At 44.7% G+C, this 20570-nt stretch carries 15 protein-coding genes; 13 read left to right on the forward strand and 2 right to left on the reverse strand.

The window, feature by feature from the left end:
* Positions 1 to 162 precede the first annotated feature (162 nt).
* On the reverse strand, positions 163 to 1158 hold the full coding sequence (locus NSQ50_RS11225; protein ID WP_076142368.1) for an acrylyl-CoA reductase family protein: 996 nt from the start codon (positions 1156 to 1158) through the stop codon (positions 163 to 165).
* Between the two features lie 139 nt (positions 1159 to 1297).
* Here NSQ50_RS11225 and NSQ50_RS11230 point away from each other — a divergent pair, with 139 nt between their 5' ends.
* From NSQ50_RS11230 to NSQ50_RS11255, 6 genes are all read left to right on the forward strand, one after another.
* Positions 1298 to 1873, forward strand: a complete 576-nt coding sequence (locus NSQ50_RS11230) for a hypothetical protein (RefSeq protein ID WP_036683450.1) — start codon at positions 1298 to 1300, stop codon at positions 1871 to 1873.
* 321 nt (positions 1874 to 2194) lie between these two features.
* Positions 2195 to 3613: an NAD-dependent malic enzyme gene (locus NSQ50_RS11235; protein ID WP_076224941.1), complete on the forward strand. Its 1419-nt coding sequence runs from the start codon at positions 2195 to 2197 to the stop codon at positions 3611 to 3613.
* A 116-nt stretch (positions 3614 to 3729) separates the two neighbouring features.
* Positions 3730 to 4263 (forward strand): AAA family ATPase, encoded by a 534-nt coding sequence (locus tag NSQ50_RS11240; protein ID WP_036683456.1) that lies wholly within the window; start codon positions 3730 to 3732, stop codon positions 4261 to 4263.
* A 373-nt stretch (positions 4264 to 4636) separates the two neighbouring features.
* The gene (locus NSQ50_RS11245; RefSeq protein ID WP_036683459.1) at positions 4637 to 5080 is read left to right on the forward strand and encodes a GNAT family N-acetyltransferase; all 444 of its coding nucleotides are present in this window, start codon (positions 4637 to 4639) and stop codon (positions 5078 to 5080) included.
* Between the two features lie 31 nt (positions 5081 to 5111).
* Positions 5112 to 5603 carry a DinB family protein gene (locus tag NSQ50_RS11250; protein WP_036683461.1) on the forward strand — a complete coding sequence of 164 codons (492 nt, stop codon included), beginning with the start codon at positions 5112 to 5114 and terminating at the stop codon, positions 5601 to 5603.
* Between the two features lie 88 nt (positions 5604 to 5691).
* A complete protein-coding gene (locus tag NSQ50_RS11255; RefSeq protein WP_076106112.1) occupies positions 5692 to 7644 on the forward strand; it encodes a CotH kinase family protein in 1953 nt (650 codons plus the stop codon).
* Between the two features lie 71 nt (positions 7645 to 7715).
* Here NSQ50_RS11255 and NSQ50_RS11260 read toward each other — a convergent pair whose 3' ends face one another.
* Complete coding sequence (locus NSQ50_RS11260) at positions 7716 to 9410, reverse strand: ABC transporter substrate-binding protein (protein ID WP_036683466.1); 1695 nt, start codon at positions 9408 to 9410, stop codon at positions 7716 to 7718.
* A 112-nt stretch (positions 9411 to 9522) separates the two neighbouring features.
* Between NSQ50_RS11260 and NSQ50_RS11265 the strand changes: the two genes are divergently transcribed.
* From NSQ50_RS11265 to NSQ50_RS11295, 7 genes are all read left to right on the forward strand, one after another.
* The gene (locus NSQ50_RS11265; protein WP_076224940.1) at positions 9523 to 11034 is read left to right on the forward strand and encodes a DUF4153 domain-containing protein; all 1512 of its coding nucleotides are present in this window, start codon (positions 9523 to 9525) and stop codon (positions 11032 to 11034) included.
* Positions 11035 to 11058: 24 nt separating this feature from the next.
* On the forward strand, positions 11059 to 11583 hold the full coding sequence (locus NSQ50_RS11270) for a hypothetical protein (protein ID WP_076224939.1): 525 nt from the start codon (positions 11059 to 11061) through the stop codon (positions 11581 to 11583).
* A 94-nt stretch (positions 11584 to 11677) separates the two neighbouring features.
* Positions 11678 to 12376, forward strand: coding sequence for a Crp/Fnr family transcriptional regulator (locus NSQ50_RS11275; protein WP_036683474.1), 699 nt, complete (start codon positions 11678 to 11680; stop codon positions 12374 to 12376).
* Between the two features lie 161 nt (positions 12377 to 12537).
* Positions 12538 to 14232, forward strand: a complete 1695-nt coding sequence (locus NSQ50_RS11280; RefSeq protein ID WP_076224938.1) for a methyl-accepting chemotaxis protein — start codon at positions 12538 to 12540, stop codon at positions 14230 to 14232.
* A 265-nt stretch (positions 14233 to 14497) separates the two neighbouring features.
* The gene (locus NSQ50_RS11285; protein WP_076224937.1) at positions 14498 to 18400 is read left to right on the forward strand and encodes a galactose-binding domain-containing protein; all 3903 of its coding nucleotides are present in this window, start codon (positions 14498 to 14500) and stop codon (positions 18398 to 18400) included.
* A gap of 148 nt (positions 18401 to 18548) precedes the next feature.
* On the forward strand, positions 18549 to 19469 hold the full coding sequence (gene cysK, locus NSQ50_RS11290; protein ID WP_076224936.1) for a cysteine synthase A: 921 nt from the start codon (positions 18549 to 18551) through the stop codon (positions 19467 to 19469).
* A 20-nt stretch (positions 19470 to 19489) separates the two neighbouring features.
* Positions 19490 to 20383: a hypothetical protein gene (locus NSQ50_RS11295; protein WP_076224935.1), complete on the forward strand. Its 894-nt coding sequence runs from the start codon at positions 19490 to 19492 to the stop codon at positions 20381 to 20383.
* The last annotated feature ends 187 nt before the right edge of the window (positions 20384 to 20570 follow it).

Below are 20570 nucleotides of genomic sequence, written 5' to 3' on the forward strand. Positions count from 1 at the left end.
CAGCCATACCCGATGCAAGGGTACTATACGCAGGGTTATGATCAGCATTATCGCCAACAACCCTATGTACAGCAGCAGCCGCATTACCAGTATCCAAATAACCAAGAGTAAACTAAAAAAACCTCCCGGAACTCTAGATTCCGGGAGGTTTCGTTGTTAAACCTAGGATAAACGGACAAGTACTCTTCCTCTAAGGTTTCCTTGTAGAATATCTTCCAATGCTTGCGGTAGTTCGTTTAACGTGACTTCACGATCCACGAGGTTCTCCAGCTGACTTGGCTTCAGATCGCTCGCCATCCGTTTCCAAGCCTTCTGGCGAAGGTCTGCAGGACATTCAACGGAATCTATGCCGAGAAGGTTAACACCCCGAAGAATAAACGGAAGTACTGTAGTTGGAACTGAAGTGCCTCCGGTTAAGCCACTTGCAGCTACAGAACCTCTGTAGGTGATTTTACTCAAAACTGCGGCAAGGGTGTCACCACCCACCGAATCTACTGCGCCTTGCCATAATTGTTTGTCCAAGGGTTTGCTGGCGCCGCCAATGACCTCTTCACGTGAGATCACGTCTTCGGCTCCTATACCTCTAAGGTAATCGGTAGCTTTGGCGTTACCTGTGCTTGCCACTACGCTATACCCTTTTGCGCCAAGCATGGCAATAGCAGATCCACCTACACCGCCGGTAGCGCCTGTTACAAGTACTTTGCCTTTGTCCGGGGAAACGTCATGATCTTCCAGGGCTAGTATGGACAAGGCAGCTGTCAGTCCTGCAGTACCGTAGATCATAGCTTCTTTAAGCGTCAGGCCTTCGGGAAGGGGAGTGATCCAACCTGCTGGAATCCGAGCGTATTTGCTAAAGCCGCCAAAGTGTGATACGCCAACACCATATCCTGTCGCAATGACTTGCTGCCCTTTATGAAACCGCTCATCTGTGGAAGATACCACAACACCGGATAAATCTATCCCTGGAATAAAGGGATATGTTCTTAGAATTTTACCGTTTGGAATACTGGCTAAACCGTCTTTATAGTTTACACTGGAGTAAGCAACCTTAATTACAACCTCTCCAGCTGGCAGATCCTCTAGGGTAACCGGTTTAACAGCTACGGAGAAGGAAGATTCTGTTTTGTCGACAACTAACGCTTGAAATGATTCTGTCATAAGTGTGAGCTCCTTCAACTACGTTATAGGTAAGACATGTATATAATATTTATTCTGCCCGGTCAACTTGTGATTGTCTATGATATAGCGCAATTGTTTATTAAGGTTCCGTTAAATCTTGTGATAGAGGGTGAAGCTTATGAAATGGAAAAATTTAATGGGTACAGTCTTAGCGGGTATCACATTAGTCTCACTTGGCTTTAATGGATATTCTTTTTATAACAAGCCACCAAAAGAGACTAACCAAACTACCAAGGAGCTTGTTCAAACTATAGGCGAGATTTCAATCCAATCTAACTCTGAGAGTGGAGTGCAGGGTGAAAGCGTGGAGGAACTGAAAAAAATTATTTATAACTTACCTCAAGTGGAGAAAAAATTAGCTTTTATAAAGGGAGTAATCACAGAAGGGAACTCGGTTTATCTGGATCTGGATGAGGTGGAATGGTTCGGTGGAGAGGCGGCAGAAATTGCGGCTAAAGAAGATGGTATACAAGAACCCGAATCATTGCCTAATGGATTCTATATCCGAAATGCAAGCGATGAAATCGAACGACTTAAGCTTGAGACTGATGTAACTATAGCTGAACTAAATGGGGCGAGACCTCAGCAAGTTGACTATACGAATTTTATTAGCGAAGAGCTTGTGGACAGATTATTCCATCTGACATTTGTAGAAGGTAAGGCTGTTTTGCTAGAAGAGCAGTACAGACCTTAGTGAGGGAGAGCAACTGAAAGTGCCAGCGGAGAAAAGAATCGGCGGGATGCTCTACAGCATGCAGAGAAGGTAATGAAGAGTAGAAGAGCTTACTGTTTGTTTATGCTTACATACACTTAAGATTATGATGAAATTTATTTTCACGGGAAAAATGGCTCTGTGTCCGTAGCTGCCATACCTGATGTATTTGGACCGGGTGCGGATGGGAATACTGTATGAAGAAAAATTTTTCGTTGATCTAGTTAATAGGCGGAAGATATGTTTAAATGGGAAAGTATAGTATTTTTTAAATAATAGGATTGAAGAAAGAGAGGCTAATTCATGTCGATTGCGACTACAATGATTATCAGGCTCGAAATTCGGAAATCGGTTGCATCTTTTGGCGATGTTGCTTCAGGAATTGCCGCAGCTGGCGGAGATATTGTTGCTATTGACGTGATACGTGCAGGGAAGGATGTCACTACCCGAGATATAACAGTGAATGTGCAAGACGCAGCTAATGGAGAAATTATCTCAATATTATCGAAGATGCCGGGAATTAAAATAATCAACGTGTCGGATCGGACGTTTCTGGCTCATCTTGGCGGAAAAATCGAAATCACACCTAAAATGCCGATTAAAAATCGGGAGGATTTATCCTTAGTGTATACGCCGGGGGTAGCCCGAGTGTGTACGGCGATTGCCGAAGATCCCAGAAAAGCTTATTCTCTGACGATGAAAAGAAATACAGTTGCAGTCGTTTCGGACGGCACTGCTGTACTTGGACTAGGGGATATCGGTCCGGAAGCAGCGATGCCTGTCATGGAAGGTAAGGCGATGCTGTTTAAGCAATTGGCGAACATTGATGCTTTTCCGCTGTGCTTAAATACCAAAGATCCGGATGAAATTATCAATATCGTAAAAGCAGTTTCTCCTGGCTTTGGAGGGATAAACTTAGAGGATATAAGTTCACCACGCTGCTTTGAAATCGAACGCCGGCTTGCGGAAGAGCTGGACATTCCGGTATTTCATGATGATCAGCATGGAACATCCGTGGTGGCTTTTGCAGGACTTTTGAATGCGCTTAAAGTTGTTAATAAATCTATTGAAAATGCGCGGATTGTTGTTGTGGGTATAGGGGCGGCTGGGGTGTCCATATGTAATCTGCTGCTGGCAGCGGGCGCGCGTTATATTTATGCGGTTGATCGTGAAGGCGTTCTCAGAAAAGATCTCCAGTATGATAATCCGGAATGGCAGAAGCTTGCTGCCGCAACCAATCCTGAGGGAATTGAGGGTGGAATAACGGAGGTTATACGAGGGGCAGATGTCTTTATTGGGGTGTCCCGTGGGGGGATTCTGACCGTGGAGCATCTTAAAAGCATGGCCAGTGATAACATCGTTTTTGCGATGGCTAATCCTACACCGGAGATTGAACCGGATTTGGCAGAACCTTTTGTTCGCGTTCTAGCGACAGGCAGAAGTGATTATCCGAACCAGATCAACAATGTGTTATGTTTTCCGGGTATTTTCCGTGGCGCACTTGATTGCCGGGCTAGAACTGTGAATCTGGAAATGAAGCTGGCTGCGGCAAAAGCCATTGCATCGGTCGTTCATCCCGATGAACTCAATGAGCAATATATCATCCCAAGTATTTTTAACGAAAAAGTAGTTGAACAGGTCCGCCTGGCAGTAATCCAAGCGGCTATATCCACGGATGCAGCACGCCGGATTCCTAAAGACGTAGCAGCTATAACGGAATAAGAGCTATACGATAAATGGACTGCTTTGCTTACTTAGAGAGCAGTCTATTTGTTTTTATATTTGGAGGGAAATTGCCCGAATTGCAACTTTAAATCCACTTAAAGGTGAGGGAATGTATGAGAAAAATTCATATTATGGGAGCCTCAGGCGTAGGAACGAGTACATTAGGTTACGAATTAGCTAAAGTGTTGCCACATGTCCAGTTAGACAGTGACGACTATTTTTGGGAGCATAAATTCACTAAGCAACGTGAGGTCAATGAGCGATTAGCAAGACTTACAAGAGATTTGACTCATAAGGAACCTTGGATTCTGAGCGGTGCGGTATGTGGCTGGGGAGACGGCCTTCGACCATTATTCGATTTGGTTATTTTTCTAGGACTTCCACCGGAAATTCGTTTAGATAGATTAAGAGCCAGAGAGTACGAGAGATATGGTGATCATATTTTGCCTGGAGGAAGTAAATATGAAGCGTATCAGAGCTTTATGGAGTGGGCGGCATTATATGATGTAGCTGGAGTTGAAGTCAGGAGCAAAGTGCTGCATGAGGAATGGATGTCCGCACTGGAATGTCCTATTTTACGAATAGAGGAAGATTTATCGGTTGGAGATCGTGTTGAGATCGTGCTGAGATATTTACAAATGGTATAGGAGGAACTTTTGGTCGGCGGAATATATTCAACAGGCTACAGAAGAATTCAGCAATAATGTTGAGGGAGTCAACGGCGAGTTAAAGTCCGTACATTCTGGGATTGGTGCGTAGAGTGGGATGGACAGATGGATGAATTCGAGTTGATAGTTCGTAAATAATGGGGCTATGAAGAAGATTAAGCTGCATCCATTTTATGTGGCTAGTGCTGGGGCGGATGGCTTGGTATTATGGGCATTCTTCTTTTATGAAGATGTTGGCACAGCAGTTGGTCCAAAGAGGTTATAATTGAAAGCGTATATCTCATCCACGGAATGGTGGACTGTATGTGTATGAGCAGGGCTGTTAATTTAAAAGAAAGCAGGATGAACAATCATGGTTGATATTAAAGAAATAGAAATGGAATCTCTTCCTGAACTGGGGAATTTATATCAAGAGCTGATGAATAAACCGTCTGACCTTAATAAGCTTGAAGAAGTGTTTAAAGTGGTTAAGGCGGATAACCGGTACATTCTATTGGGTGCTTTTGTAGAGGGGGAGTTACTAGGGTCTTTGATGGGCATCGTGTGTCAGGACTTAGTGGGGGACTGCAAACCGTTTATGGTGATTGAGAATGTGGTCGTTTCAGCGCGGGCACGTCGTCAAGGCGTCGGCAAAAAACTTATGAACGCCATTGAACAAGCGGCCCGGGAAAGAGACTGCTATTATATTATTTTAGTCTCCGGTGAGCAGCGGAAGGAAGCGCATGTGTTCTATGAATCGTTAGGTTATAGAGATGAAAAGGTAGAAGGATACCGAAAACATTTAAGTTCCCATTAAAAAGTACAACAACTTTCTAGGAGGTTTTTATTTGCAGACATTTTTTCAATATAACTGGATGGTCCGCGAACAATGGTATGAGTGGTGTGCAAATATTTCTGAGGAGGAGCTGCTTGCAATACGTATAGGTGGTGTAGGCAGTATACTCGAGACGCTTTTTCACATTGTGGATGTGGAGTGGAGCTGGATTCAAGTATTGCAAGGAAAACCGGATTTCCAAGAGGATTTTGAGCAGTACAAGACTTTGCAGCATGTACGAGAATTGGATGCAAAATTCCACACAGAGGTGGAACCCTTTGTAACGGCTTGGCATGAGGGGCTGGAGCAGAGGATTTTTGAGGATCACCTTCCGGATGGCAGGATCGTGACCGATGCCTGGGGTGAGGTAATGCGCCATGTGATTGCTCATGAGATTCATCATGTCGGGCAATTATCTGTCTGGGCCAGAGAGATCGGAAAACCGCCGGTTTCAGCTAAACTGATTGGCAAAGGGCTGATAAACAGCCTGCCTGGCAAAGCGTAGACAAGCTATTCAGCGTATACTCAGATTCATATTTTACAATCTCCTTGAACTGCGAAAACATAAATCTGTACTTCAAGGAGGATTACACATGGTGAAGAAGAAAAATTTGCTGAGAAAGTTTATGGCAGTTACACTAAGTCTTGCTATCGTCTCAACAGCGTTTGGAGTTGCTGGAAACACGCCCGTAGTTAGTGCGGCGGATGCAGGTGTAACGAAAGCGTATGAATCCCTGTTCGCGGGTGACAGAATCATTGATGTTAAAGTAACGATTGATGATGCGGATTGGAAAAGTATATTAGCAAGTCCCCTCGAAAAAGAATACAAAAAAGTTAAGGTTGAAGTTGACGGGAATGTTGTTGAAAATGTTGGATTTTCTACTAAAGGGAATCTGACGTTAAAATCGGTAGCCAGTATGACAGACTCGGACAGATACAGCTTCCGGCTGAAATTTGATAAATATGATAAGAAGCAAACGTTACTTGGTCTTGATAAAATGGTACTGAACAACAATTTTTCGGACCCTTCGTATATTCGTGAATATTTACATTACGAAGCGCTCCGTTCTGTTGGTGTGGATGCACCTTTGACTGTGTTCACCAACCTGTATATCAACGGAGAATTATATGGGTTTTATGTAGGTGTGGAAGCGATAGATGACAGCTATCTAGAACGTACCTATGGAGAAACTTATGACGAAGGTGTTCTGTATGATACAGAAGAAAAAAGTTATCTGCAGTACAAAGAAGACAGTGACTACGAAACGATAACTTATGATACAGGTAAAGAAGATGATAAAGCTTCGTTAAAGAACTTCATCAAGGTACTGAATGAGATGCCTGCCGGTGAGAAGGGTTCTATTGAAAGTGTGCTAGATGTGGATTCGGCCCTGAAGTATATCGCCGCTAATGCTGTATTGGGTAACTATGACAGCTATAACGGGGATAAAGGTCATAATTATATGTTGTACGGGGATGCATCCGGTAAATTTAGTGTACTTCCATGGGATATGAACATGTCCTTTAACGGGTATTCTGGTGGCGGAGGCGGCAGAGCAGGTACAACAGCTGCTGCGGGCACAACATCTACATCGGCAACAACCATTGCAGCCAATACCAACGCAGTAACTGCATCGATTGATAATCCTACACTTGGGATAAGTTTAGATCAGGTCCCAATGATTGCTAATCTGTTGGAAGTGCCTGAATATAAGACTAAATACTTGAAATATGTATCTGAGCTGGTAGATTATTTGGAAGGAATTCAGAGCAGAATCACTGAATTGGCTACCTTGATTAAACCTTACGTTCAAGCAGACCCAACCAAATTTTATACCATGGAACAATTTGAAAGTAATGTTACTTATTCAGCAACAGGTGAGATGGGTGGTAGTGGAGGAATGACTCCACCAGCTGGGATGGAAGGCATGACACCTCCGGATGGAACGACACCGCCAGCACGTCCTGATAATACAGGGACTGCGACTGATGGTAATCCTACACCTCCAACAGGTAACGCTGGAGGCGGGGGACAAGGTATGGGCACAATGGCTGCAGGTTCGATTATGACCTTTGCGCTGAACAGACTTGCTAATCTGCAAGGCCAGCTAGGACTTAACGTCACACCTCTACCCTCTGTAACTACAACACCATCAACAACTAATCCGAACACGACGGGCACTAAGGGAATATCCGTACTTTTAAACGGAACAGCGGTCAGCTTTGCAGATCAGCTTCCTGTGAATAAGGATGGCCGGGTGCTTGTGCCAGTGAATGCAATCTTTAATACTCTGGGTGCTACAGTAACCATGGATCAAACGACTAAGAAAATCACTGCAGTAAAAGACAATACAACGATCGTAATGGCCATTGGCAGCAAGACTGCTTACATCAATGGCAAAGCGCTCACACTCGACGTTCCTCCGCAAATTATCGGAAATCGGACATTAGTTCCGGTTAGATTTATTTCCGAGGGATTGAATATGGATGTGAAGTGGGATGCGGGGACTTCTACAGTTACAGCTACGACTAAAACAGCAGCTTAATAATTAGCTTTATCGCGTATGCGGAAATCCGGGGCAAGCTCTGGATTTCCGCATTTTTTAATTCAAGCAGATCAACTCGTGCTGCTGCTAGAGAGCAGTGGCGGAAACCAGACATGACGAAGATCAACCCAACCCTGGCTATTGAAGCTAACCCCGCGGACAGAGGGGAGATAAGCTGTCTGAGTGGGCTTTTCATACAAAATATGTAGGTGGTGCTCTTTAATCAGACGGTTCTCGATGATACTGAAACTTTCCGCTCGGGCCACCGGATTAGGTTCGCGCGCGATGGTATACAGCCAGCCTTCTATATCCGCCCGGGTATACGGTTCAATATGCTGGGAGAGCGTAAGGTATAGATCAAATAAACGAAGTTGTTCATCCTCGTCACGGAATAATGAGAAAACAATCAGGTCAGATTCCAGCCGAATCGGACCTTTAAATTCCTCTGGAGACACGGAAATGACATTGCATTTATAACCTTGTTGCTCTAGTCTAGTGGCAATAAAATCAGCATCGCCAGCATATTGTGGAATCGTAGAGATTTGCAACGTGATTTCTTGATCTTTTATCGCTTCTTGCTCGATGGACGCTGAATCGTCTTTTAAACAGGAGACTATTTTTGCCCGAAGCAGGGGATCGCTTAACGGTCCCTTTTTTTGCGTATTGCAGGTGACGAATTTCCGGATGGAAGACTCCGAATGAATTCGGCTCCAGGTCGAAGAACTGGCGGATGAGGGATTCTGAATCACGTGAAAAGCAGAACCCGTATCAGAGGATGACGTTTCGGTATCCCACGGGACATAAAGGATTTCAACCCGATCTAAATGAGCCCGTCCTTGAAAATAATAAGGAAAAACCTCCAGCACACAAGTGTCCTCGGTCATGTCCACAACCTTAAAGGGGCCAGTCCCCACGGGTCTACGGCCAAAGCTCTGCTCATCTATTCCTTCTAAATCACGCGGTACAATTGCGGCTCTGCTCGTGCACAAAAATGGCAGAAATAGTTCATTAGGCTGCTTAAGCGTAATTTGAACGGTAGATGGATTTAATGCGGTGACCCGCTGGATTTCTTTGAAAATATAGCTATAGAGTGTCCGTTTAGAGGTTCGCATCAACCGTCCCAGGGAATAGACTACATCCTTGGCTGTAAGCACTTTTCCATGATGGAATAACACCTCTTTGCGCAGAAAAAAAGTCCAGAGCGTCCGGCTCTCATCGACTTCCCAGGCGTGAGCCAGACAGGGAACAATTTTGTCCCGTTCACCGCTTCTTTTCACTAACCCGTCGAAAACATGGCTGGAAACAAATGACTCTGCCAGCAAATTCATATATAACGGATCGAAGGTATGTAGCTGCTGGGTAATGGGCAGGCGGAGAGTATCAATTTGTTTGTCACTACGAATTTCAGAATGATGCCCAAAATAGGTCAGCAGCCAACCCTGTAGTGTATCCTGCAGTGAGGTGGAGCTGGCATGGGTTTTGATGCCTTCTATAGCGTGGTGGACATCTTTGCGGCTAATCGCCTGCATCATGGATTGAAGGGCAATTTCTTCGGAGGGAACAAGAAATTGCAGCAAAGAGCGGCTTCCCCGCCCACGCTTAGGCGTCCATTTGATCCATTCCTGCAACATCATTTTATTCACAATATGCATGGCATTGCGGTGTGTACAGCCGAAAATCAATGCCAACTCATCCATCGTCACTGAGATTTCTGTTGCTCCCCCAAAATGAGATTGCAGCTTTAAAAATTGGCTATGCAGCTTCATTGTCTTGGTTCCTTTCGGAAAATAGGAAATTATAAATAAATTCTTTCTCTTTTTTTTCTTATTTTATCACGTAAAATAAGGATGAGAAAGTAAGAAAATGGGGGTAATTACCATGACCGAGGAAATGGAAACGGGAACGGGACTTAGGCTTAATCGATCGCTTGCTGCTTTGCTTGCTGCGTTCTTACTGGCAATAGTTCATCAGTATTTATTTTATGGAAAGCTGGCGGGCCTATCGTATCCAATCTTTGTGTGTCTGTTCTATGCGTTCATGCTTTATTATGCCAAGGCTAAAATCCGCAAGCTCAACAAATTCAGTTACTTCTGGTTTGGAGCGATTTTTCTACTTTCATTAACCTATTTATTCTTTCATAATTTTTTCTTCTTTGGGCTGAACCTGCTGGTGATCCCGGTGTTGATTTTATTACATATGACTTATTTGCTTAGTGATAAACGGCCGGCTTGGAGCCGGCTTGGATTAGTGGGGAACACGCTGGAGCATGTGCTTCCACAGAATTTCCGCCATTGGAGCACTGTGTTTACGATCATTAAAAGGACTGGCGGCAGTAAAATGAAGGACGAGCGTAAGCAGGTCATGGGGAAAGTGCTGATAGGACTTGCGATCTCTTTTCCAATATTGCTGGTTGTGGTTACTCTGCTGTCCTCAGCGGATGGAGTGTTTCATCATGTACTGCTGGAGCTGCCGAATGTGCTGGATCGGATTTCATTTGGGGAAAGTTTTGTGCGGGTGCTGTGGATTATCCTGCTGGGCATGGGCTTGTTCGGCTTAGTGTGGGGGTATGTGGATTCGAAAATCTATGACTGGAATATGCAGCCTAAGGAATATGGTCCAGTGCTGGCGCCTGTAAGCTTTAAAATGGATCCGATAATTATGACGACGATTCTTATAGCCATTAACACGGTATATGTATTGTTTGTTTTCGTACAGTTTTCTTACTTGTTTGGAGCATGGGAAGGGATTTTACCAGAGGGCAGCTCATATGCTGATTACGCACGTAGTGGATTTTTTGAGCTGATTATGGTGGCTGCGATTAATTTCGTGATTTTGCTGCTGGCTTTGGTATCGGAAGGAAAAAGAAGTGGAGGGCTGCAAAAATTTATTAATGTCCTGCTCTACATTCTGGTTGGTTGCTCGACAGTGATGCTATATTCCGCCTATACCCGTCTGACTCTATATGAAGAGGTGTACGGCTATACCACGACTCGGTTTTTAGTGCATGCATTTATGATATTTATGGGCTTATTGTTGGTGGTTGCAGCCTTACGGATAGCTGTTCAGCGTGTGCCATTGGCGAAATGTTATATTGTGCTGGGCTTGATCTCCTACGTCGTCATGAACTATATCGGGATGGATGTTATTATCGCTAATAAAAATATGGATCGTTATGCGGCAAGTGGTAAATTGGACGCCAATTATTTGGTCCGTTTATCTCCGGAGGTCATCCCTTCTCTGATAAGGTTTAGTGAACAGGAAGATGGGATGCTGGATGATTTTTTAAAGAATGAATGGAGAGAACTCAATAAGCGTGAGCGGGCCTGGCAGTCGTTCAATTTCCCGCAATATCTGGCGCAGCGTGAGCTGGCTGAATATTTTGCACAGTAAAGGTAAGAAGAAGGTGTGAGGTCAGTGAGGAAGAAGCCATTTAAAAGAGGCTGGTCATTTATCATCATTTTTATTACGGTAGGTTTAAGTTACGGGATCTATCATATCTATTTATACAATGCGCCCAAACAAAATCATTACTCGCGTGTTTCCAGCACCAATCTTGAACAGGAAAGTCTGGGCGGCATTCAGCTGCTTCAAAGCCTTGATTCAATTGCTAGGGAACCTAAGCCAAATAATGATATAGAGCGGTATCAGTATTATGATCTGGGTAACGAGACAACAATAGCCACAGCGCGTGGTGATGATAAAATAATTCTAATCAGCGTCTATTCCGATCATACGATGAGTACGGCAAGAGATATTCATGTTGGAGCTTCAGCAGACGAAGTGATCAAGGCTTATGGCACTTCTTATTATAAAAGAGGGGAGCAAGGGGCTGAGATTATCGGATACGTGGATAAAATCAACCATCGGAGTATTGAATTTTGGCTGCAGGATCAGAAGGTAGATATGATTCGTTATTGTGTGGATTCTGTTGTAATGTAAAGTGTCATAGGAAAACCTCATTAAAAAGGACATATGTCCTTTTTTTGTGGGGTATTCTAAATTACACTGGAGCAAACAATAGAGGGGGCACTACATGCAGACGATAAATGACCGTGAGGCTGTCCGTGCCTTGGCAGTGAAGAACGGTCTGGACGGAATATTTAGCCCGCTGGTAACGCATAAAATGGAGTTGAGACGTTACGCGGATGAAGAAAAGCTGTGTTTGGTTGGCGATCAATTGGATGGAATGTTCATATTGGTTGAGGGCAAGCTCAAAATTCAGACCTTGCTGCCAAATGGCAAATCTATGCTGGTGCGGTTTACAAATCCGATATCTGTGATTGGGGATGTAGAGCTGCTTCACCGGTTCCCTGTTAAGAATCAAGTGGAGTCTGTGGGTGAGAGCTTGATTCTTTTTGCAGGGAGAAGACTACTCCTGAGAGAGCTTGAGGAAAATACAGCGTTGTTACGTTTTCTCGTCGGAGAACTTAGTCACAAATTGCATACGCTCGGTCAAGCCTCCGCACTTAACCTGTTGTATCCTGTGGAGAATCGATTTGCCAGTTATTTAATGTCTTTGTTCGCAGATAAAAACGGTGACCGGCGAGTGGAGGAGATTCGGACCTCAAGTCTTATTGAAACAGCAGAATTGCTTGGCACAAGCTATCGGCATCTTAATCGAATCGTACGTCGTTTTATTGATGAAGGAATCATTACACGAAATCGTGGACGCTTAAGTGTACTGGATGAATCGAAGCTGGCAGAGCTGGCTAACGGAAATTTATACGAATAAAAAGATCTCAAAAGACCATTAGTTCCTGCCCTCGGCCGGAAATAGGGGTCTTTTTGTTTTTTTAAGCAAACATTCAGTTCAAATTCAGAGAGGCTTAAGGGAGAGCTAGTAGGATAAAAGTACCAAATAGACCTACATACATATAGAGATGAGGAAAAACGATGGTGAAAAGTATCCGTGGGAAAATAGTCTTAGGATTTACTGCTGTGATTATAGTCTTTCTAGTGGCGATAGCCGGAAACACATTGTTTCAGGGGAAGGTTACCCAATTGACAGATCAGGTTAATCGTAACTGGGACAAGCTGTCACTTGTTCAAGGCTTAACGGATAAGATTCGTACCGCAGATGAGCTGGGTGCTCGTTATGTGATGAGCAACACAGATGATGAGCGGAATTCCTATCTGGCGCAGTATGAAGAAATGCTCCCATTGATTGAAAATGCTATTACAGAGCTGGAGAGTGCCCGATTAAGTGAAGCTGAGTTAAAGGGTGTAACTGAGCTGAAGAGCAAATGGAATGATTATTTGATCGTTCTGAAGGAAGCTTTTGCTTTAGCTAAGGAAGGCAACTTCCCGGAAGCGCAAAAGAAATTCACGGACCTATCATTAGACGCTATGATAGAATCTCAGATTGTGTTTCAGAACATGCTCATGGAGGAAATAGAGAATGGACAAAGCCTGGCAAATTCGCATCGTAATAACGCTTTGATTACTAGCTTTGGTGTGACCGGATTGTCGGTAGTGCTCGCGGTGATCCTTGCGCTGCTAATTTCTGGACGAATTATTAAACCGCTTCGTGATGTGAACACGCAGTTGAAGGAAATTGCAGATGGGGATGCCGATCTTACGCGCAAGTTAAGTGTTCGTTCTAAAGATGAGATTGGTGAACTGGCGTTTAACTTTAATAAAATGACAGATAATCTGGGCACGATGATTGAACAGGTGAAGTTATCGGCAAATAGTCTCGCGAATTCCTCTACAAAGCTTAGGTCAGATAGTGGAGTGACGGCAGGCGCCACAGAACGAATATCGGATTTTATGGGTGAAATCGCTACCGGAACAGCCAAACAGATGAATGATTTGCAGACCAATACGATTACAATCTCAGAAATATCACTAGGAATCGGCCAAATTGCTGCCAGTGTCCAGGACATCTCGGAAGCCTCCCATCGCTCTGCGGCATTTGCCATTACAGGAGATGAATCCCTTCAGGCCGCTGGGCAGCAAATGGAATCGATTAATCACTCCATACAATCTTTATCACAGCAAGTCCAAGGTTTTGTGAATCGATCTCAGGAGATTGGCAGTATTGTAGGAGTCATAAAAGGAATCGCTTCGCAGACGAATATGCTGGCCCTAAATGCGACGATTGAGGCAGCTCGTGCTGGTGAGCAAGGTAGAGGTTTCGCTGTGGTTGCCGATCAGGTCCGCAAGCTGGCAGAGCAGTCCGCGGAATCCGCCAACCAAATTGCAGAAATGGCGACTGGGATCCAAAGTGAAGCAGATGACGCGATGAAGGTGATGATGAGCAGCATGCGTGAAGTAAAGGGAGGTACGGAGATTATTGAGGAAGCGGGACGATCCTTCGGTGAGATTCGATTATCTATAGATTCACTCGCCGAACAGGTTCAGGAAGTATCTGGAGCCGTGGAGGAGATTACGGCGGCTGCGGATGAGATTGTAGAGTCAATTCGTAACGTTACGCAAATCTCGGAAACAACCGCTGCGAGTACTCAGCATGTGTCAGCAGCCTCACAAGAGCAAATGGCTTCGGTTGAACAAATTGCATCCTCTGCAAGTGAATTAAGTACAATGGCGCATGGACTGCAAGGGTTGGTAGCTAGATTTAATGTATAACACGAAGCTTCGGAGAGTTAAGGGGCAATATAGTCCCCTTGTCCTCTCTGGGGCTTTTTTGTTGAACGTAATATCCCACATACAAAGCATAGAAATTGCCATCGACGGCCATCTACCTATAACTTATATTATTAGCGTTATTAGTTAGCTTGTATCCGTAATCCATCATTTCAAATGTAGGAGGCGAATATCTATAAAACTACTGTTTTGAAAGCGCATCCTTTCTGCTGTATAGCTCCACAAAATTTTGGAAGGTGGTTATTCAATGATAGCAGCTTCTAAAAGATTTACCGGGAAGACGGCAGTACTTTATTGTTTGATTGTTATATTATTTGTAGGTCAGTTAGGATTATATCCCTCGGTGAGTTTAGCTGCGGGGAATTTAGCCCAAGGGAAGACTATTACTTCAAGCTCGTTCGGTGATGTATACGTAGCAGCCAATGCTAATGACGGCAGCCAAGGAACGTATTGGGAGAGCGCAAGCGGTGTTTTTCCGCAATGGATTAAAGTGGATTTAGGGGCAGCAAGCAGCGTGAATCAGGTTGTGTTAAAGCTGCCTACGAATTGGGAAACAAGAACTCAAACGTTAGCGGTGCAAGGGAGTACAGATGATGCAGCTTACAATAACTTAGTAGATTCCGCCAATTATACATTTAATCCAACGAGTGATTCCAATACAGTGACCATCAGCTTTACAGCTGCGAATGTCAGATATGTTAAACTGAATTTCACATCCAATACGGTCTGGCCAGCAGCACAGTTAGCGGAATTTGAGGTTCATGGTAATACAACTACAACTCCATCCTCAGGATATGAAGCGGAGAATGCCGCATTATCCGGTGGTGCCAAGGTTAACACGGATCATACAGGTTATACAGGTACAGGATTTGTTGATGGTTACCTAAATCAAGGTGCTGCAACTGCATTTAGCGTTAATATGGCTTCTGCTGGTAACTATGATGCTACATTAAGATTTTCAAATGCATCAGGCAGTACAAAAACCATTAGTGTTTATGTGAATGGAACTAAAATTAAGCAAACCTCACTTGCGAATCTGGCCAATTGGAATACGTGGTCAACAAAGATTGAGACGCTGGCTCTGAATGCTGGCGCTAACACGATTACTTATAAGTACGATACAGGAGACACTGGAAATGTGAATCTAGATAATTTGAACGTCACTCCAGCTTCTGCGACAACACCAACGCCGACGGCAACTCCAACACCAACGGCAACACCTACCTCAACTCCAACGGTAACACCAACACCGACACCGACGGTAACTCCTACGCCAACACCGACAGTAACACCTACACCAACTCCAACGGTAACACCGACCCCGACACCAACAGTTACACCAACGCCTGGGGCGGGTTCCAATCTGGCTTTGAACAAAAGCATCAACGCTTCCTCTTCCGTCTTTACCTTTGTTCATGCAAATGCGAATGACGGTGATGTAACTACTTACTGGGAAGGAGCAGGAGGAAGTTATCCCAATACATTATCTGTAAACCTGGGTAGTAATGCCGATATTACATCCATTGTCCTCAAACTGAATCCATCATCGGCCTGGTCCACACGTACTCAGACTATTCAAGTGCTTGGGCATAATCAGAATACAACAGCCTTTACTAGTCTTGTGCCAGCAACCGTGTATACTTTTAATCCGGCAGCCGGCAATACGGTCACTATTCCGGTAACGGCCACGGCTAGTGAAGTACAGTTGAAGATTACCACCAATACTGGTTCAACCGCTGGACAAATCGCTGAATTCCAAGTGATGGGTGCACCAGCTGCTAATCCGGATTTGGCGATAACCGGTCTTACATGGTCACCTTCAGCTCCAGTAGAGACCAATGCCATTACTTTAAATGCAACGGTAAAAAATATTGGAACATTAGCTTCCACAGCGACTAATGTAAATTTCTACTTGGGCAGCACACTTGTAGGTACTAGCCCAGTGGGGGCATTAGCGGCTGGCGCATCTACGAACGTCACTTTAAATATGGGCGTAAAGGATGCAGCTACCTATACTTTAACTGCAAAGGTTGACGAGAATAATACGGTTATTGAATTGAACGAAGGCAATAACAGCTTCACTAGTCCAAATTCTCTTATTATTGCTCCCGTATCCAGTTCTGATCTAGTAGCTTCCCCCGTTAGCTGGACACCAAGCAATCCAGCAGGCGGCAATGTGGTCAGCTTCTCGGTGGCAATCAAGAATCAAGGGACGGCAGCATCCGCAGGGGGTGCTCATAACATAACCTTGAAGGTTCTGGATGCTACTACGAATGCTGTACTCCAAACCTTAACTGGAACCTATAACGGCGTGATTGGCAGTGGAGTAACAGCGCCTCCTGTTAGCCTTGGCACTTGGACAGCAGCTAATGGCAAATATACTGTGAAGACCGAAATTGCCGTAGACACTAATGAGCTGCCAGTTAAACAAGCCAACAATATTCAAACACAGTCTCTTTTTGTAGGTCGTGGAGCCAATATGCCTTACGACATGTATGAGGCTGAGGAGGGTGTGATTGGTGGCGGGGCTGTGAAGCTTACTGCTAATCGGACCATTGGAGATCTTGCGGGTGAGGCTTCAGGCAGAAGAGCAGTTACACTGAATACTACAGGCAGTTATGTAGAATTCACTACTAAGGCTGACACTAATACACTGGTCACCCGCTTCTCCATTCCAGATTCGGCGAGTGGAGACGGTACGAATGCTACACTGAACATCTATGTGAACGGAGTTTATACCAAGGCGATTAATCTGACCTCTAAATATGCATGGCTGTACGGTTCAGAGATAAGTCCCGGCAATTCACCAAGCGCGGGCTCTCCGCGGCATATTTATGATGAAGCCAACATTATGTTCGACAGCACGATTCCGAAAGGTAGTACGATTCGACTGCAAAAGGATGTGGCAAATACCTCGCAGTATGCCATTGATTTCATCAGTCTGGAGCAGGTTTCACCGATTGCTAATCCAGATCCGGCCAAATATACGGTCCCAGCCGGCTTTACACATCAGGATGTGCAAAATGCGCTAGATAAAGTACGCATGGATACGACCGGAAATCTCGTAGGTGTGTATTTGCCAGCAGGTAACTATCAGACCTCCAGTAAATTTCAAGTCTATGGAAAAGCAGTGAAGATCATTGGTGCAGGCCCATGGTATACGAGATTCTACGCTCCAACGAATCAGGAGAATACGGATATCGGTTTCCGGGCAAGCGATACCGCTAATGGCTCTACTTTTGCGAATTTTGCTTACTTTGGGAACTACACATCACGTATTGATGGTCCGGGTAAAGTATTTGATTTCTCCAATGTGGCAAATATTACGATCGATAACATTTGGACCGAACATCAGGTGTGTATGTACTGGGGAGCTAATACGGATTATATGGTGATCAAAAACTCCCGTATCCGCAACACCTTCGCTGACGGCATCAATATGACGAATGGCAGCACGAATAATCTCGTATCCAATATTGAGGCACGGGCAACAGGGGATGATAGCTTTGCATTGTTTTCGGCTATTGATTCCGGTGGTGCAGATATGAAGGATAATATTTATGAGAATCTCACTTCAATCTTAACCTGGCGGGCAGCAGGTGTAGCCGTCTATGGCGGATATGCCAATACCTTCCGCAACATTTATATTGCCGACACGCTTTGCTATTCTGGAATTACGATCAGCTCACTTGACTTCGGGTATCCAATGAACGGCTTTGGCGCTTCACCGACAACGAATTTTGAGAATATTTCCATTGTTCGTGCAGGTGGACATTTCTGGGGGGCACAGACCTTCCCGGCAATCTGGGTATTCTCAGCCTCTAAGGTATTCCAAGGCATTCGTGTCAGTGATGTGGATATCATTGATCCAACCTATCATGGTATCATGTTCCAAACCAACTATGTCGGCTCCACGCCACAATTCCCAGTGACAGATACCATCTTCACGAATGTCACAATTTCCGGTGCGCAAAAGAGTGGAGATGCTTTTGACAGCAAATCCGGAGTGGGCATCTGGGTAAATGAAGCGGCTGAGGCTGGGCAAGGTCCTGCCAGAGGGTCAGCTACCTTTAACAATTTGAAGATTACCAACACGGTAACGAATATTAAAAACAATACGTCTACTTTTACGATTAACGTTAATCCTTAAAAATAAATGCTGCCAGTACTGAACAGCCGTCTCCCGCTTTCGTAGGGGGCGGTTGTTTTCAGGTTGCAGAAACCAAGGGTTCTGAATCGACAGGAGGTGCTGCTCACGTTACAATAATGGAAGGTACAGAAATGAAGGAGGCTCTAAAATGACATCCTTAGTGGTTAACAATATAACAGAGCTGATTGGGAATACACCGGTTGTAAGATTAAATCGGCTGACTAGCCCCCAAGATGCAGAACTATATGTGAAGCTGGAGCTTTTTAATCCAAGTGGCAGTGTAAAAGACCGGGCAGCTTATAATCTAATCCTGCAAGCCGAGCTAGCAGGTTTGTTGAAGCCGGGCGGGACGATCATTGAGCCGACTAGTGGAAATACAGGGATAGGATTAGCGATGAATGCCGCGGCAAAAGGGTATAAAGCGATTCTTGTCATGCCTGATAATATGACCAAGGAACGAATCAATATTCTAAAGGCTTATGGTGCGGATGTTGTGCTGACGCCGGCAGCAGAACGGATGCCGGGAGCTATAGCAAAAGCGATTGAGCTGGGAAAAGAAGTGGAAAACAGTTTTATTCCACAGCAATTCGAGAACAAAGCCAACCCTGATATTCACCGGACAACGACCGCTCTGGAAATCCTGGAGCAAATGGAAGGTAAGCTGGATGTGTTTGTTGCTTCATCAGGAACTGGGGGCACGATAACTGGAACCGGTGAGGTTTTGCGTGAGCATCTACCTGATATCCGGGTTCTTGTGGTTGAGCCGCAAGGCTCGCCCGTATTATCTGGAGGAAAGCCAGGACCACATAAGCTGGTAGGAACGAGTCCGGGCTTTGTGCCCGCAATTTTGAATACACAGGTCTACGATGACATCGTTCAGGTCGCGGATGAAGCTGCCTTGGAGACGGTAAGAAGGCTGGCTGCAAAAGAAGGAATTCTGCTGGGTCCATCCGGTGGTGCCACTGTATGGGCGGCGTTGCAGGAAGCGCGTCGTCTTGGGGCTGGCAAACGCGTGCTTTGCATTGCACCTGACACAGGGGAACGGTATCTTAGTATGGGAATATTTTAGTTTCGTCTGGAGGAATGGGAATGAATAAGCTCAGTGTGAGTTTTCTTATTGTTCTACTGCTGGCGGGCTGCTCAGGCACTAACAAGCCAACCCCTTCTCCAAGTGCAGAGCCAACACCAACGGCAAGCATGCAGCAGCCAGCAGCTTATCTGGAAGCTGGAAAGCTGAAGGCGAATTTTGGTTTTGCAGATGAGTCTGGCAAGAGCATCTTAGTCACCGGGCAGGAAAAAGGGTTGGATGCGCAAATGCAACAATTGAATGAGGCGATCGGCGATCATGGGCAAGTGCTAAAAGTGAAATTGAATAAATGGCAGGAGGGTACGGAGAACAGTAATGGCCGGGAGATGGCTCACAATTTTTTGAATCTGCCAGGGTATCTTTATACGGTTGAAGAGGGGAATGCGACTCCTGATGAGACCTATTACCTGACGGATCAGGCAGAGTTTAATACGAATGCGCTAATCTCTGTTAAGCCTACGGAGGTTAAGCAAGCCTCGCTAAATGTTGCGGAAAATGTGCGGCAGAATATTGTTTCTGCAAAAAATCGTGAAGTAGAGCATATTTGGAAACTTGCTGACCTGTCTGGTGAACGGCAGCTGTATCTCGTTCAATTCATTAGGCAGGATCAGGATATGTTATTCAGTCTCGTACTGGAAGACAAGGTCGGGCTTACCTTTATGGATTATCCGGCTGTCATTCAAGGCGATGAATATTCCGTCTGGAGGGTGGATGATGGAGGGGAAGTGATACCTGAGATGTTCTCTATTCTTTTTGCGGCGGAAACCGCTGAAGGTCCATTACTCGGTATGGAGTGGTGGGGAGCGGAAGGCGTAAATACATTTTTCCTGAAAAAAGAGGGAGATGTTTTTAAAGAAATGGACATTCAATACGGACGCTACACATCACCACTATAACTGGGATGCAGATACATCGAAGGATGTATCTTTTTTTTGCTACAATATAAGAAAGTATAAATTTTCACTATATATTGCTTATAATATTACAAAGGATAGCATTATTTTTTTAAAATACTTAAATTTGTAACAATAAGAACTTTAAATAGCCCGATCGAGTCATGTAGCAGAATTGTGACGGTGATAT

The organism is Paenibacillus sp. FSL R10-2788, assembly GCF_038003885.1.
Classification (GTDB): Bacteria; Bacillota; Bacilli; order Paenibacillales; family Paenibacillaceae; genus Paenibacillus_AQ; species Paenibacillus_AQ odorifer.

Excerpts from the sequence above, each read along its gene's own strand:
- NSQ50_RS11260 (WP_036683466.1), bottom strand. The coding sequence starts at position 9,410 with ATGAAGCTGCATAGCCAATTTTTAAAGCTGCAATCTCATTTTGGGGGA.
- NSQ50_RS11240 (WP_036683456.1), top strand. The coding sequence starts at position 3,730 with ATGAGAAAAATTCATATTATGGGAGCCTCAGGCGTAGGAACGAGTACA.
- NSQ50_RS11245 (WP_036683459.1), top strand. The coding sequence starts at position 4,637 with ATGGTTGATATTAAAGAAATAGAAATGGAATCTCTTCCTGAACTGGGG.
- NSQ50_RS11265 (WP_076224940.1), top strand. The coding sequence starts at position 9,523 with ATGACCGAGGAAATGGAAACGGGAACGGGACTTAGGCTTAATCGATCG.
- NSQ50_RS11255 (WP_076106112.1), top strand. The coding sequence starts at position 5,692 with ATGGTGAAGAAGAAAAATTTGCTGAGAAAGTTTATGGCAGTTACACTA.
- cysK (WP_076224936.1), top strand. The coding sequence starts at position 18,549 with ATGACATCCTTAGTGGTTAACAATATAACAGAGCTGATTGGGAATACA.
- NSQ50_RS11275 (WP_036683474.1), top strand. The coding sequence starts at position 11,678 with ATGCAGACGATAAATGACCGTGAGGCTGTCCGTGCCTTGGCAGTGAAG.
- NSQ50_RS11295 (WP_076224935.1), top strand. The coding sequence starts at position 19,490 with ATGAATAAGCTCAGTGTGAGTTTTCTTATTGTTCTACTGCTGGCGGGC.
- NSQ50_RS11235 (WP_076224941.1), top strand. The coding sequence starts at position 2,195 with ATGTCGATTGCGACTACAATGATTATCAGGCTCGAAATTCGGAAATCG.
- NSQ50_RS11225 (WP_076142368.1), bottom strand. The coding sequence starts at position 1,158 with ATGACAGAATCATTTCAAGCGTTAGTTGTCGACAAAACAGAATCTTCC.
- NSQ50_RS11230 (WP_036683450.1), top strand. The coding sequence starts at position 1,298 with ATGAAATGGAAAAATTTAATGGGTACAGTCTTAGCGGGTATCACATTA.
- NSQ50_RS11285 (WP_076224937.1), top strand. The coding sequence starts at position 14,498 with ATGATAGCAGCTTCTAAAAGATTTACCGGGAAGACGGCAGTACTTTAT.
- NSQ50_RS11280 (WP_076224938.1), top strand. The coding sequence starts at position 12,538 with ATGGTGAAAAGTATCCGTGGGAAAATAGTCTTAGGATTTACTGCTGTG.